Source organism: Aliikangiella sp. G2MR2-5 (assembly GCF_015687155.1).
Lineage (GTDB): Bacteria > Pseudomonadota > Gammaproteobacteria > Enterobacterales > Kangiellaceae > Aliikangiella.
In genome coordinates, this window is sequence record NZ_JADPQF010000003.1 from 137,233 (window position 1) to 152,468 (window position 15,236).

Sequence of the window (15,236 nt, forward strand, 5' to 3'; positions counted from 1 at the left end):
GTCAGATAAAGATGCTTCTATTGCATCTAGTATGAGTACGGATATTGAAAAGTATAAAAAAGCCCTGTGGAAACAGGGCTCGGAAAGCGTTGTTTAAAACATCTATTGCGTTAATGACGCCAGTGATACTGTCGTTGCTTCATTTCCAGTGCTTTCGCTGTGGCGTCTGGAAGAGATTGCATGTCCAGTCTCTCAAAGAAGAAAGGCTCGCGTTTAAAGCCTTTCTTACGGCCGACTTCATTCATGGTGTTGGCATCAAATAGTCGTCCATTGATCATAGTGTAAGCGACATTTTGAGATTGACGGATATCATTCAATACATCGCCGTCAATGATCATCATATCGGCTAACTTGCCCGCTTCAATGCTGCCGATATCTTTATCCATACCAAGATAAGCCGCACCATCAATAGTCGCGCCGCGTAGCGCTTCCCACGGGGTAAATCCACCCTGATTCATCATCCAGATTTCCCAGTGTGCCGCCAGACCTTCTCTTTGGCCATGAGCACCAATCACTACCGGAACCCCGGCACTATTGAGTTTCTTTGCTGTCTTGGCAACATTAAAGTGGTTGTAGTGTGAGTCAGGTGCTGTAGTTCGACGGATTGAACTAGGCTCAACCAGATAGCGAGGTGTCCATTGCATCAACTTCTTGTTTTTCCATACCTGAGTGCGATCGTACCAGTAGGTTTCACCGGACAGACCTCCGTAAGCAACACCAAAAGTTGGTGAGTAACCGACAGCTGTTTGAGACCAAAGCTGCTTTACATCGTCATAGACATTGGCCAGTGGTAGTGCGTGTTCAATACCGGTATGACCGTCAACAATCATTGCCATATTATGGTAGAACTTGGCTCCGCCTTCGGGAACCACCATAATTCCGAGTTCTTTACCTGCGGCAATAACTTGTTGCTTTTGGTCACGACGTGGTTGTTGATAGCTTTTCACCGAAATTGCACCGACATCCTTCAAGCGCTGTAAATGGAATTTTGCATCTTCCAGGCTATCAATGTTGGCCGTATACCCTGGTGCTTTTGCGCCGTAGAGAATCGTTCCAGTAGAGAATATTCGTGGTGATACATTAATTCCGGCGCGTTGCATTTCACTGGCAGAGAAAATTTCTGAAGTGTCATTTGATGGATCATGAATGGTTGTGACGCCGAAAGCCAATGATGAAAAGCTTGACCAGTTTTGTTCAGGAGTAATCTCATTGCTGGCCTGACTACCGTGTGCGTGTACATCAACCATACCAGGAGCAACAACTTTTCCTGTTATGTCGATCACTTTGGCTGATTTCGGAATTGTAACCTCACCTTTTTTGCCAACCGCTTTGATACGATTGCCTTCAACCAGTACCACTCCAGCCTTGATAACTTCCTGCTCATTTTTGGCATTCCGCATTGTCACAATGTCTCCGCCTACTAGCGCAATTGTGCCGCTCGGAATATCTGCTTTAGTCTTAAAAGAAAGATCTATCCCTTCTGATACTGGTTCAGGTAATTCTTCCGGGCTGCCAGCCAGATGTGAGAAGGCATCTTTTAAATCGCGTTCATATAAAGTCGAACCTAAAGACCAGCTAAGAGATTTGCTGTCGGTTGCCCAACTTAAATATTCACCACTGCGTTTTGAAATTTGTTTCACCGGTACTGACTGACTGGAACTATTCAAACTTTCAGATTTTCCGGTCGCGACAAAAGGTGCGACATAAGCATTGTATTGCTGAGTGAAAGCGACCCAGTTGCCATCAGGGGAGACCTGAAACTCAGTAATGTCCATGCCGTTGAGATGTTCACGTAAATCATTGCCCTGTAGATCGACGCTTGACAGTGTGGCTTTGGCTCCCCAGCCAAAAGAAGAGAAAATAATTCGTTGGTCGTCAGCAGAGAATTGCGGGTTGACTCCGGATTCATGAACTCGGTACATACTTTCGTCATTAATATCTGCGATATATAGACCTGGCTCCATAGAATACTCAGGAGAGGTCAGGTAGCCTCCACTAAATCGTCTAAACACGACTTTCTTTCCGTTGTTGGAAAATGCAGGCTCTACATAATGTCCAGGTTCATTTGTTATTTTATCACCACTACCGCCGCGGCTAGACACAATTCGAACACTACCAAGCTTTTGATCATCCCAGGTCACATAAGCTATTTTTCGTCCGTCTGGAGAGAAGGTAGGGTAGAACTCAAAGTGATCATTTTGTTTTGTTAAGCGCTTGCGTTTGCCACTTTTAACGTCATAAACATAGATTTTTCCAAGAGCCTGATAAACTGCTTTATCACCTTTGGGAGACATTTGCGCCCAGCGAATCATACGAACATCAAATTCGTTGGGTGCAACATCAATCGCAAAACGAAGTGCAGGAGTGATCTGCATTTCTGTTTCTACTTCAAATGGAATTTGAGCAACCTCGGCATCTTTGACTGAAACTTTGTGAATTTTTCCACCAGCCCAGAAAACCAGAGCTTTGTTGTCCGGTGTCCAGTCAAACTGTGGCGTATTTCCATGCATGCCATTGGTTTCTTGCAGGTCGCGGTCCATCTGTTGATAAAGCGGTTTATCGATGCCTGTTTTGAGATCTTTTACAAAAAGGACTGTCTGTGTATCTACCCTGCGTATATAAGCGAGATATTTGCCGTCACCCGATGGTGTCGCCGCAATCGCCCCACCAGAGCCGCCGACAAAGGTAATATCTTCACCGGTTTTACGATCGAGTCGCTGAATAGTGAATATTTGAGACGTTGGGTTTTTGTTGTATTGCCAGACAGTTCCCGGCGTTGAGTCTTTTGAATAATAGACATAGCGTCCATCTGGAGAAAAAGCTGGTTCGCTGATAGTTTTCTGTGCCTGTTCTCCACCAATTCTTTCAATCAACTGATAACCACTACCCCCTGCTTTGTGATAAAGCCATATTTCTCCGCCTGGAATTGAACGTGCACCCACAAAACCACGGTTTACAGCGATGTATTGACCGTCAGGGGTCCAGTTAGGAGAGTGAACCAGAGAGCGTTTGTTTTTGCTAACGGCTTTCATATTGGTACCGTCAGCATCCATAATCCACAGGTTGTCGCCACCTTCACGATCAGAAATAAATGCAATCTGTTTACCATTCGGGCTAAATCGTGGCTGCATTTCCCAGGCCATTCCGGTTGCTATGGCTTTAGCTTTACCACCATCAATAGGCATGGTGTAGATATCTCCCAACATGTCGAAAACGATAGTTGTTCCATCGGGGCTGACATCAAGGTTACTCCAGGTGGAGCTTTGGGTTTTTATTTGTATGGTTTTCTTTTCGCCGGGAGGATTATTTACATCCCATTTTTCTTCTTTTTTTTCGGCTTTACTTTCAGCTTTGGCTTCTGGTTTTGCATTTTTGGTTACTTCTTCTGCGTAAACACTTGAAGTAGATAGCAAAACGCTGGTTATCGCAGCTGAGAGACAGCTAGTAAGCAGCTTCATTCGTTTCTCCCAATAGATCATTTTAATATTGCACATGCAAGCCTATAGAAAGCGAGGTTTAAGGTAAAGAGTGGAGTTGTTTCAAATATTAAACTCTGCAAGTTTTTCTTTGCCCACGGAACAGGGCTAATCACGGTGGTTATATCTCCAATGACAAATTCATCGCTTTAAAATTGTGTTGCCTTTATCACTATTAGTGTAAATATTGCACACAATCAAATATTATATTGTATGCAATAACTTCGTAATGTTATACCTATAAAGTACCGGGTCTTGCTGTATCGGTAAAACAATGACTTCCATAGGCGTTGTAGGAGGGGCTTGTGGGAGTTACCAATAAATATGAAAAACAAAGGTATTTCACCATGAAAAACTTAAGCAAGCAGGCCATAAAAGGCGTGGCGGTGCTATGTCTTTCAGCGTTGGGACAGACTGCTACCGCTGAAAAGGGCGTTAATAATTCGCCACAAAGTGCAATGGTTCAACTGAATCCGGCACACATTCGAGTTGAGGCGCCTGTCGAGCCTAAACACGCGCATCAAGACAAGCAATCTAAGCAGCCTTACAAGATTTCGCAGTCTCTCAATATGATCGCAGTTCAAGCTGCAGCAGCCTGCGATACCAACGGATACGCCAGCAAGTCCGGTCAGGCGCTGGTAGATCACATTCTTAATTCCGATGGCAGTTGTATCAACGATCTTTACGATGCTAATGCCACCAGCTTTGCGGCTTTCAGTTCCATTAAAATGATTACTGTTGCCAATGCCGCAGCTAATATGGCGTCTGGATATAGTGCTGCAAACGGGCCGAATAACATCAATAACCTGTATTACTTTTTACGAACAGGTTACTACCACGAATACTATTCTTCGGACCAGGTAGGTCCCTATGGTAGCGATGTACAAAATGCCATTCGCGCAGCACTTGATAATTTTGTTAACAACGCTGACTTTTATAATTCGTCAGATCAACATGGTAAGAACATTCAGGATGCTATCGTTCTGATTGACAGTGCCGGAGAAAATAGTCGGTATTTGCCGGTGGTTAAACAGTGGCTGTCCCGCTGGGATCAGACGTACGCTTCTAGCTGGTATATTCGAGCTTCGGTAAATGGAATTTTCACCGTGTTATTTCGCGGTCACTACCAAACGGATTTTCAAAACGCCACTGCCAACGATACACTGCTTATTCAGCAACTGGGAGCTTTTGCACGTAGTGACTGGATGCTATCCAGTGATGCCTTGTATTTGCAGGAAAACGCAGCTGGTGAGTTAGCTCGATTTTTACAATATAGTAACGCTCCCATCTATCCTACCGTTAAAGCAGAAGTCCAGGCGGTCCTGAATCGCTATGACATGAACGGAACCGGCAAATCGGTGTGGCTCCGAGTTGCTGATGTGGTCGATGGTTTCGGTCAATGTGCCGAGTTCGGAATCTGCGGATTTAAATCCGAGCTGGAAGCACAGGTACTTTCGTTAAATCATACCTGTTCCGCAACTTTAAAAATGCGAGCGGAGGATATGACATCGGCGCAATTTGCCGACTCTTGTGACAAACTGTCGACTCAGGAGACTTTTTTTCATGCCATGCTGCAAACCGGTCAGAATCCTGTGGCTGATGATCTAAACGCCGATCTGGAGATGGTCATTTTTAATAACTCCAGCAGCTATAAAGCTCATGCTGGTTTGTTCTTCGGAATCAGCACCGATAACGGCGGTATGTATCTGGAGGGGGATCCGACAAACGCAAATAATCAGGCACGTTTTATTGCCTATGAGGCAGAATGGATGTTACCTGAGTTTCATATCTGGAACCTGACTCATGAGTATGTTCATTATCTCGATGGTCGTTTTAATCTCTACGGCGATTTCGGTGCAGCTAAGACAGGTACACACAAAACGGTGTGGTGGATTGAAGGGCTGGCTGAATATATTTCTAAGCAAAACCGAAATGATGATGCGATCAATCTGGCTCGAACCAAGCAGTTTTCGTTGAGCGAAATTTTTTCCAATAACTACAACAGTGGCCAGGATAGAGTCTATCGCTGGGGTTATCTGGCGGTGCGCTTTATGTTTGAAAAACACCATAACGATGTTGTTCAGTTACTGGATTATTTCAGAGCTGGAGACTACGACGCTTATCTCAATCGCATCAATACCATTGGAACAAGCTACGATGCTGAATGGAACAGCTGGTTAGACAACGTTCAAAGTACGGATGTCGGTCCTACGCCTCCAGGAGATGGTACGCCGGGGCAAACTGAATTAACCAATGGAGTGGCGGTCAGTGGTTTGAGTGCTGCAGCAAACGGCGAGGATCTAATTTTTTACATCGACTTACCTGACGGGGCAACTAATCTGTCGGTGAAAATTTCAGGTGGAAGTGGTGATGCCGATCTATACGTGAAACAGGGAGATGTGCCGACTGATTCCAGCTATGACTGTCGTCCATATCGTAGCGGTAATAGTGAATCCTGCGACGTGAGCGCACCGACAAATGGTCGCTGGTTTGTTCGCCTCAAGGCTTATAGTGCGTATTCTGGTGTAACCTTAAGCGCTAGCTTTGACAATGTAAACAATGGTGCGGTTGAATTGACTAAAGGTGTCGCGCAGTCAGGGTTAAGTACGGCTCAGCCAGGCGACGAGCTGATGTTTTTTATCGACCTGCCAGCAGGTGCTTCCGATCTGAATATTCAGATTTCAGGCGGAACGGGCGACGCGGATATCTATGTCCGTCATGGCAGCGAACCAACCGATACTGTGTATGACTGCCGTCCTTATGTCGGTGGCAATAGCGAGACCTGTAATGAAGCAACACCACAGGCAGGACGTTGGTATGTCCGAGTGAAAGCCTATCAGGCTTTTAGCGGTGTAACCCTTGTTGCAGATTACACAGCTGCTAGTGGAGGTTTTGACGCATGCTCGACTAATAGTCCGGTTAATTATGGCAACATTGAGGTCGACCAACCTGTTTGTGTCGATGCGAGTAACGGTAAGTCATCTTTCTATACCTACGTTCCAGCCGGCACCAGCGCAATTCTGGTGGAAATGAGCGGAGGCACTGGTAATGCAGATCTTTATGGGAACTATGATACCTGGGCGTCTGATACGGCATATCAGTTCAGCTCTGTTCAAGGTGGCAATGAAGAGGCAATGTTGATGACTAATCCTCCTCAAGGCTGGATCTATATTAGTGTTATGGCTAATCCAGAGCACGGGAAAACCAGCTTAAGAATTACCCACCAATAATATCTTCGATGGTAAAAAGAGGCCTTAAAGGCCTCTTTTTTGTTTGATAGCTTTGCAAGTTAGAATGGTCATCGACTGGTTGATATGGACAAATTAACAGTACAATATGGCACAGAATCATTTACCGGTTTTAACAATCTCAGAGTCTTTATATACAGAGGTAACAGATGGCTGCTATTGAGAATATCAAACAACTTCTACGCTCGATGTCTCCAGCCCTTGCTCGGGAAGAGTATGTTTTCTGTAGTATCAAAGCGACAAATGAGTGTTTGATAAAACAGTTAACACCGCTGGCGACTTTTCGTGAACAAGAAGGAATAACGTTTGTGATTGATAAAAAGCAAGCCGGCAACATGAACCTGGAGTTTAGTTCAACCTTCCGAAAAATCACTCTTAAAGTTCACTCCAGTTTAAATGCGGTAGGGTTAACCGCCGCTGTTTCCGGCGCTCTGGCCAAAGAAAATATCAGTGCGAACGTTATTGCAGCATTTTACCATGACCATATTTTTGTACCGGCTAAAAAAGCTGAGCATGCTTTAGAAGTGCTTCAAAGACTCGCTGAGACGCAATAATAATAGACTTTAGTTAGCTTGTAGATTAAAAAACATCAGTAACTATCTGATTTCTATAGAAATGAATTTTTCACCTAAAAATTCAATATCTTATGTATATAAAGTTGAGGAATCCAGATTTTGAACCATACTTAGAGGAGGTGTCTTCCAAGAAATTGAATAAATGAGAATATTAAGGTTAGATTTTTCGCAAAAAATCTGGTTGGGCTTCGCAATTATTGTGTTGTTGCTTTCCCTTTCTAGTTTGCTTGCCATTTACAATTTAAATGACATACGAGAGTCTACCAATCAAGTTAATGAAAGTGCTGTTCCTGTCCTAAAACAAAGTAATCAAATCCAGATTAATCTCCTCAAACTTGGCAATTTAAGTTCACAAGCTTTTAATGCCAGTGATGAACTTAAAATTCAGGAAGTTGAGATGAGTTTTCGACAGGGGACTGAAAATTTTGAAAAACTTTATCATACGCTGGTTGATACGGTCAGTGACAGTAAAGAAATGGCAGACAAACTTGCAAAAGCCAGAGAGAACTACGATGCCTATGTTGTTTCGGTTGAGTCGATGTTGTCCGCTAAAAAGCAAGTCATTGATGCAGTGAAGCTGGCTGAAAATGAGCAAAAGGAGCTTTTACGGCTAACAGACGACGCCGGAGCTTTTATGTTGGATGTAGTCTATGTGGATTATGAAGAAGATGATAATAAAAGGGAGTTAATGGAAGGCATTTCCGGCAGAATCGATGGACTGATTTTTGGATTGAATAATATTATTGATGAAATCAACAGGAGTAGCGACTTAGCGTATCTGGAAAACGCAACAGTTTCAATTGAAGAATCTGTCAATGGCATTCGGGTTAGAAATGAAAGCGCTGAAAACAACCTGCCTGACCTAAAGGAAATTCAAAACTGGATAGATTACAAGTCAACCTTGGAAAGTATTCAAGAAAAAGCTACTAGCGAAAACTCTATCATTCAGGCAAAACTGTTACAGGTAAAACAAACCTCTCTAAGTCGTGAAAAACTAGATGAGTCGAATGACTTTCTACAAAAAGTTGTTACCGAATTCGACTCTTTACTAGTTGCTGCGGATGAGCTTTTTAACGCAAGTCAGACAGGTGTAATAGAGACAGTTTCTCTGAGTAGCCAAACCGCGATTATTGCCTGGATTATTCTCATTTTGCTTGCTTCACAGAATTTCAATTCAATGCGTAAGTCAATTAAGAAAAAAATGGCAGATTTGGCTAAGCTTAATTCAACAGGTGAAATTTTAGCGTCCTTACTCGATCAGAATAAAGCGCTTGAGGAAGTTCTGGCTGCGATGCACGAGCAAACCGGTGTTTCTTTTGGTTCTGTTTTCTTGATGAATAATGAAGACAAACTTGAAGTTAAAGCATCCTTCCCCCCCAAGCAAACTGATCCGTCAATTAAGCCGGTGCAGTTCTCTCTTGGAGAAGGAATTCTCGGAAAAGTTGCTAAAAGTAAACGTATCAAATTCGTTCGTAATACTGCTAATGAGCCCGACTTTGTTTCTGGAGACAATGTTGCACCCAAGTCGCTGCTCTGTGTACCTTTGATAGATAAAGATGTGTTAATCGGTGCAATGAATTTTTCTGGTGAGGTCAACCAGGTTTCTTTTGAGGATAGTGACTACGAATTTGCATCCTCGATTGCTCGCCTGCTTGTAACAACTATTAAAAATATTCGAATGCGAGAGGTCATTGAAGAGCAAAATAGAAACCTGGAAGCTAAAGTGAAAGAGCGCACTGCAGAGTTACAAAAAAAGAATAATGATATTGCAACCATGATGGCTAATTTACAGCAGGGGATTTTTACCATTATGGATGGGGGGGTGATTCACTCTGAATATTCTTCTCATCTCGAAGATATTGTCGAGACAAAACAAATAGCAAATAGAAATTTTATGGATGTTATTTTTGCTCAAACTAGCTTAGGTGTTGATGTTAAAGATCAGATTTCAACCGCTATCGATTCATTGCTAGGGATGGATGCAATGATGTTTGATTTTAATAGTCATCTCCTAGTCAACGAGGTGACACTTGGCAACAACGAGAATGGCGAAAAGCTCGTTGAATTGGACTGGGTTCCTATTGTTAATCAGAATGATGAAATAGAAAAAATACTGGTGACGGTGCGGGATGTTACCGAGTTGCGAGCGTTGCAGAGTGCTGCTGAAGAGCAGAAAAAAGAGTTAGAAATAGTCGGGCAAATTCTGAGTGTTGATAGAGATAAGTTTGATGAATTTATAGCTGGTTCATATGCTTTTATCTCTGATTGCAGAGAGCTTATAAAGTCGACAAAAGACAAAGACTTATCTGTGATTGCGACTCTATTTAGAAATATGCATACGGTTAAAGGAAATGCGAGGACCTATGGATTTAATTACATTACCGATTCTGTTCATACGGTCGAACATACCTATGATGAACTGAGGAAAATCGAAGACAAAAGCTGGGAGCAAGAATTCCTGTTAGAAGAGCTTGATTTAGCTGAAAAAGATATTAATAAATATGAACAAATAGCCCGTGAAAAGCTATCTGGTTCGGGATCGTCCGGTGGAGTGAAAATTGATGTCGAGAATATTAATTTGTTATTAAAAAGTGCATCGTCACTAGATCTATCAAAATCTGATAGTGATGTAAATCAATGGATAAATGATTGCTATCAATGCTTGTCTCAAACTCAGGGAGTAACTGCTGATAAAATGTTGTCAGAGGTTATTTCATCAATTAGTTCTCTTGCTGCAGAGTTAGGCAAGCCGGAACCAAAAGTTAATATTGATACCGGCGGGATCGCCATTCGTAATGAAATACATAATCGTCTTGCCAATGTCTTTATGCATGTGCTCAGAAATGCGATTGATCACGGCATTGAGTCTATCGAAGAAAGAAAGAAAAATTCAAAGCCTGAATCTGGCAACATCGATATTAAAATAAGTGCTGACCAGGACAAAATTGAGTTTATTGTAAAAGATGATGGTCGAGGCATGGCGCTAAACAAGATATATCAATCTGCGGTTGAGAAAGAAATCTATTCAGATAAAGCTCCTCGCCCCTCAGATAATGAGATTGCGCAACTGATATTTTCCTCAGGATTTTCGACAGCTGAAAATGTTTCAGAAATTTCTGGTCGTGGTGTAGGTATGGATGCAGTAAAACAGTTCTTAAATGAGGCTGGTGGTGATGTGGAAGTTAAGTTGACTGAAGGAAGTGAAGGCGACGATTATCGAGCGTTTGAAACTATAATTACCATTGATCGAAAGTATCTGGTGTCAGGACTCAAGTTGCATTGATGGTCAAGTACAAAAGTGTGAGTTAAAACATATGGCTGAAATGATTTACATTATTCTATCCCTGGTAGTCGGAGTCCTGTTAGGTGGTGGGACTATATGGTATAAGCTTAAGAAAGAAATCGAGCAAATAAACGAGCTGTTACAACAAAAGAACAATAAAATTGAAAAAATGGTGGATATGGCGGAGCTAGATAAAGTTCGGCTGGAACTAGACAGTAGAAATGAAGAACATCACCGTTCATTACAGGAATTAAGCGACTCATATGATAATCAGATAGAAGAGCTTAATACTGAACTTAATAATGTTCAGCAATCAACAAGATCTCAACTTGAGCAAGTTAATGATAGTAAAGCCATGTTTGTCGCAGACATGAAGCTGCGGATGCAAAAACTGGAACAACATCTAGCAGAAATGTCTGAAGTTATGATGACTTTTGAAAGATGGCATGATTCGCTGCAGGAGTTGATGAATCATAATCAGGCAATGAGTGACCAGAATAGCCAGTTTTTTAATATTGTTAAGCAGATTATTATTCTAGCCCTTAATGCAGCGATTGAAGCCGCCAGAGCAGGAGAACAAGGAAGAGGATTTGCGGTTGTTGCCGATGAAGTAAGGGCTCTTGCTTTGCGTAGTCAGGAGCTCAGTACTAGTTATCGTGAAAGTCTGGACAAAAATGATTTGCTAACTACATCGACATTTCAAGATATCCAGGCTGTAGGAAAAATGATTCTCACCGAGCTTTCTACAGTTAGAAATCAAGTTGTCCAATCTATCGAAGAAGTGGATAAGCAGTCATGAACGGCGAAAAGTTGTCCTTGGCGCTTAGACGGATGTTTGCTCAGAGTTTGACTGTTTCGCTTAATGATATTTTTGCTGATGACGATATAAAAGTCGTCCCTATAGACGGGCTTGGTTCAGTTGATACTTCCGATGCAATTTTTTTAACAATCAGCAGTCATCAATTTCGAGTTTTTGTGATAGTTCATTTTTCAAAGGAGCAGGAAAAAGAATTTTACGCGATTACCTCCGGTAGTCAAAAAGAGCAAGATGATAGTGCCGCGGTTACAGACTATTTGCTAGAGTTTGGAAATAATTTGTGTGGTGTTTTAAAACGAGAACTGGGCAAGTTTGTTCCGGCCTTGGGGATGTCGACGCCTAATATGCTGTCGAGAAGCAGCATAGAACTTCTAAAAGAATTTGAAATTTTTGATAGTGAGTTCAAACAAGTGGAATATCATGATAAACCTATTATGTGTGTGAGCTATCATTTTTTACCCAACGATAACAACGATATTGAAATTGAGCTTATCCAGGAAGAAATCGCTGATAGTGGAGAGTTAGAGCTTTTTTAATATCAAGAGACTGTTAATGTAGAGCAGGAATGACAAATGACAACCGAGAGTGATATTAAAAGTAAAGTCATTATTTTGGATGACAATACTTTGGCTGAAGAAGCAATCAGCAATTTTTGTGAGGTTAATTCGGTTATTGGATTGAAAGCAAAGACGGCGTCTTTATTTGATATTTTAGATGGCAATACGGATCTCGGTGGAATTATTATGTCCAGTACCGTTGCTTCGAATGAAATGCAAGGGGAAGAGCTTGTAAAGGCAATTCATTACAAAAGACCTGAGCTTCCAATTTTTTATCGTTGCGAAAAATCTTCTCTTGAAGAATCTCCACTGTCGGAAACTTTTAAGCGATTGATAGCTGGTGAGTTTTGTATGGAAAATCTGGATAAACTTAAGGCCGATATCGATAGTCATTTGTTTACAACTTATTATCCAATGGCTTTAATTCGAGGCATGCAAGAAGTCTCTCTTGAAGCTATCAGAAGTAACATCAGAGATTGTGAGATTGAAGTCGATTCACCTTATTTAGTAAAAGATCGTTTAATTTTCGGTGAGCTTATGAGCTTGATACCTATGGAAAGCACCTGGTATCGAGGTTATATGATGATCCAGACAACTGAAAGTGAGATTATTCAAGCCATAGAAAATGGCCTGACACCGCTGGATATTAATGATACTGACTTTCGCTTCGTTAATTCAGTGCTAAATGAAATCACTAACTTGATATGGGGCGGAATAAAAAATCGATTTGCAAACTATGATGATGATTCAACCGATGAGCAAGCTCCGAAGACTCAGGTACCTATTTCCGTCAATCATCACCATAAATATATTTCTTTTGGGACAGAAGAGCCCCAATTATGTTTTCATTATAAAGTTAAGCCTAAAAAGGAAGGGTTACCGTCAATTGAACTGTATCAAAAATTTATTTTTAATTTAAGCTGGTATCCAGATAATTTTCTTAATTGCGATTCGGTTACCGAAGAGTTGGTAGAGTCTGGAGAGCTTGAATTTTTCTAAAATCAACGTTCTATTGTTTTGAAATTGAAATCTATTTAATTATCTAGTGTAGGAGAAAAGCATGGCCCAAATTTTAGTAGTCGATGACTCGGCGACAGTCAGAAATGAAGTAGCTGGATTTTTGTCTAGTAATGGTTTTACTGTGGAAACTGCCAATGATGGTAAGGAAGGATTAGACAAGACTCGAAGCGATTCAGGGTTAAAGCTCATTATTTCGGATGTGAATATGCCGAATATGGATGGTTTAACTATGGCTGAGAAAATTAGAAGCGAGCTTGGTAATCAAACAGTCAACATTATAATGTTAACCACAGAAAGTGATCCGAGAATGAAAGAGCGTGGTAAGGCTGCCGGAGTTAAAGGATGGATTGTAAAGCCTTTTAATGGTGCGGCCATTGTTGGGGCAGTCAAAAAACTAGTCGGCTAAAAATCTAGTTTTAATTTCTCCCTCGGCTAGTCAATAAAAAAGCGGGGTGCCCCCCGCTTTTCTAATCAACTATAGTCATTTCTGTTTAAGGTAACAGATGGCTAACAGCGTCACGCTCTTCAGCAAGTTCAGTTTCAGTGTCTTTCAACTTCGCCTGACTGAACTCATTGATGTCAAGGCCTTGAACGATTGTCCAGTCACCGTCTTTACAAACGCATGGGAAAGAGTAAATCAATCCTTCCTGAATGCCGTAAGAACCATCTGAGTACACGCCCATGCTTACCGGATTACCTTCTTCGGTACCCAGTGCCCAGTCACGCATATGGTCGATAGCAGCGTTTGCTGCAGAAGCAGCTGAAGAAGCACCGCGAGCTTTGATAATTGCTGCGCCACGCTGTTGTACTGTCGGGATAAAGTCGGCTTCGTACCATTCTTGATCAACTTTATCGATGGCCAATTCGCCATCAACTTTTGCGTGGAAAAGATCAGGAAATTGAGTTGAAGAGTGATTACCCCAAATTGTCATACCTTTAACGTCATTTACAGTTTTACCAGTCTTCTGAGCGATTTGAGTCATTGCGCGGTTTTGGTCAAGACGAGTCATCGCTGTGAAGTTGCGAGGATTAAGGTCTGGTGCGTTACGCTGCGCGATTAGTGCGTTGGTATTCGCAGGGTTACCAACAACAAGTACTTTAATGTCTCGGCTGGCGTGATCGTTCATTGCTTTGCCTTGAACCGAGAAGATTGCAGCGTTGGCTTCGAGCAAATCTTTGCGCTCCATTCCCGGACCACGAGGACGAGCACCAACCAGGAGAGCATAGTCAGCATCTTTAAAACCAACATTCGGATCATCAGTGCAAACTACATCTTGTAATAGTGGGAATGCACAGTCATCCAGTTCCATCTTAACGCCCTGCAATGCATCCATAGCAGGAGTGATGTCGATTAATTGAAGGATAACTGGTTGGTCTGGTCCAAGCATAGCGCCAGAAGCGATTCGGAAAAGTAGGGCATAGCCGATTTGGCCAGCAGCACCAGTTACGGCAACTCGTACAGGTTGTTTCATCTTAAATATCCTCAATTTTTGATGAATGAATAGTAAATCCGGATAAAAGCGCAATCAAACGCATAATTTGGCCGCGATTTTAGCATAAAGACCTCGTAGATACCTACCCTGTATGGGGCTTATATTGAACAGATATTGATCTGTGTTATGTGCTAGCTTTGGCACAGCAATAGTCTGTAACAATCAAAATATGAATTTGATTTTGTTCATTTTAATTAACTGGTGTATTCTTATCAGGCATCGAGTCTACTGGCTCGCGCTATCTTACAGTCGGTATACTCAAAATAGCTGACAAACTTGAACAACAGGCAAGGTCAACGATGGGACCAACAAAAGGTCAATTTTGGTTAGTAATTATCGCAGTCATGGCGCTACTGGGCCAGATAACTGCCGCTAACGCGTTGTCCTGCCAGTTGGGCTCTGTAGTGAATGACGACGTGCCTGAAGCCGCAGTCAATCACTCAGGTCATTCGATGGGGGCCGCTATAAATATGCCTTCCGATAACTTGGAGCTACAAGCTTTGACTCAAATGACCGACTGTTGTGATGACGATAGTGGTTGTAAAATGAGTAGTTGCGTCACAATGGGGCTGAGTCAAAGTTTACAGTCGCTAAACCTTGTTTTACCTTCATCCATAATATCATTTGAAATGTTGCTCGACTCAGGTCAGGAATTTTCTTCTCTTTATCGTCCTCCTATTTTTGCCTAGACAGGATAGATCTGTCCTTTCTCCGGACAAAGTGTGCTTGTCTTATTTAGTGTAAGTCTGTCTTTTAGACGTTAGTCG

10 protein-coding genes are annotated in these 15,236 nt (G+C 42.1%); 8 read left to right on the top strand and 2 right to left on the bottom strand.

What is annotated here, in order from left to right; translation table 11 throughout:
- Positions 1 to 110 precede the first annotated feature (110 nt).
- Complete coding sequence (locus IYN84_RS11170; protein WP_210330415.1) at positions 111 to 3,458, bottom strand: amidohydrolase family protein; 3,348 nt, start codon at positions 3,456 to 3,458, stop codon at positions 111 to 113.
- Positions 3,459 to 3,823: 365 nt separating this feature from the next.
- On the opposite strand from IYN84_RS11170, the gene IYN84_RS21555 reads away from it, so the two are divergent.
- From IYN84_RS21555 to IYN84_RS11205, 7 genes are all read left to right on the top strand, one after another.
- Positions 3,824 to 6,706: a M9 family metallopeptidase gene (locus IYN84_RS21555; RefSeq protein WP_196139304.1), complete on the top strand. Its 2,883-nt coding sequence runs from the start codon at positions 3,824 to 3,826 to the stop codon at positions 6,704 to 6,706.
- Positions 6,707 to 6,873: 167 nt separating this feature from the next.
- On the top strand, positions 6,874 to 7,278 hold the full coding sequence (locus tag IYN84_RS11180) for an ACT domain-containing protein (protein WP_196139305.1): 405 nt from the start codon (positions 6,874 to 6,876) through the stop codon (positions 7,276 to 7,278).
- A 163-nt stretch (positions 7,279 to 7,441) separates the two neighbouring features.
- A complete protein-coding gene (locus tag IYN84_RS11185) occupies positions 7,442 to 10,582 on the top strand; it encodes an ATP-binding protein (protein ID WP_196139306.1) in 3,141 nt (1,046 codons plus the stop codon).
- Positions 10,583 to 11,009: 427 nt separating this feature from the next.
- Complete coding sequence (locus IYN84_RS21690) at positions 11,010 to 11,381, top strand: methyl-accepting chemotaxis protein (protein WP_256435613.1); 372 nt, start codon at positions 11,010 to 11,012, stop codon at positions 11,379 to 11,381.
- Positions 11,378 to 11,935, top strand: coding sequence for a hypothetical protein (locus IYN84_RS11195; RefSeq protein WP_196139307.1), 558 nt, complete (start codon positions 11,378 to 11,380; stop codon positions 11,933 to 11,935). Before IYN84_RS21690 ends, IYN84_RS11195 begins: the two co-directional genes overlap by 4 nt.
- Positions 11,936 to 11,971: 36 nt before the next feature.
- The gene (locus tag IYN84_RS11200; RefSeq protein WP_196139308.1) at positions 11,972 to 12,955 is read left to right on the top strand and encodes a chemotaxis protein CheX; all 984 of its coding nucleotides are present in this window, start codon (positions 11,972 to 11,974) and stop codon (positions 12,953 to 12,955) included.
- A 61-nt stretch (positions 12,956 to 13,016) separates the two neighbouring features.
- The gene (locus tag IYN84_RS11205) at positions 13,017 to 13,382 is read left to right on the top strand and encodes a response regulator (protein ID WP_196139309.1); all 366 of its coding nucleotides are present in this window, start codon (positions 13,017 to 13,019) and stop codon (positions 13,380 to 13,382) included.
- An 85-nt stretch (positions 13,383 to 13,467) separates the two neighbouring features.
- On the opposite strand, the gene IYN84_RS11210 is transcribed toward IYN84_RS11205, so the two are convergent.
- Complete coding sequence (locus IYN84_RS11210) at positions 13,468 to 14,448, bottom strand: malate dehydrogenase (protein WP_196139310.1); 981 nt, start codon at positions 14,446 to 14,448, stop codon at positions 13,468 to 13,470.
- Positions 14,449 to 14,768: 320 nt separating this feature from the next.
- Between IYN84_RS11210 and IYN84_RS11215 the strand changes: the two genes are divergently transcribed.
- Complete coding sequence (locus IYN84_RS11215; protein WP_196139311.1) at positions 14,769 to 15,158, top strand: hypothetical protein; 390 nt, start codon at positions 14,769 to 14,771, stop codon at positions 15,156 to 15,158.
- The last annotated feature ends 78 nt before the right edge of the window (positions 15,159 to 15,236 follow it).

Excerpts from the sequence above, each read along its gene's own strand:
- IYN84_RS11170 (WP_210330415.1), bottom strand. The coding sequence starts at position 3,458 with ATGAAGCTGCTTACTAGCTGTCTCTCAGCTGCGATAACCAGCGTTTTG.
- IYN84_RS21555 (WP_196139304.1), top strand. The coding sequence starts at position 3,824 with ATGAAAAACTTAAGCAAGCAGGCCATAAAAGGCGTGGCGGTGCTATGT.
- IYN84_RS11180 (WP_196139305.1), top strand. The coding sequence starts at position 6,874 with ATGGCTGCTATTGAGAATATCAAACAACTTCTACGCTCGATGTCTCCA.
- IYN84_RS11185 (WP_196139306.1), top strand. The coding sequence starts at position 7,442 with ATGAGAATATTAAGGTTAGATTTTTCGCAAAAAATCTGGTTGGGCTTC.
- IYN84_RS21690 (WP_256435613.1), top strand. The coding sequence starts at position 11,010 with ATGACTTTTGAAAGATGGCATGATTCGCTGCAGGAGTTGATGAATCAT.
- IYN84_RS11195 (WP_196139307.1), top strand. The coding sequence starts at position 11,378 with ATGAACGGCGAAAAGTTGTCCTTGGCGCTTAGACGGATGTTTGCTCAG.
- IYN84_RS11200 (WP_196139308.1), top strand. The coding sequence starts at position 11,972 with ATGACAACCGAGAGTGATATTAAAAGTAAAGTCATTATTTTGGATGAC.
- IYN84_RS11205 (WP_196139309.1), top strand. The coding sequence starts at position 13,017 with ATGGCCCAAATTTTAGTAGTCGATGACTCGGCGACAGTCAGAAATGAA.
- IYN84_RS11210 (WP_196139310.1), bottom strand. The coding sequence starts at position 14,448 with ATGAAACAACCTGTACGAGTTGCCGTAACTGGTGCTGCTGGCCAAATC.
- IYN84_RS11215 (WP_196139311.1), top strand. The coding sequence starts at position 14,769 with ATGGGACCAACAAAAGGTCAATTTTGGTTAGTAATTATCGCAGTCATG.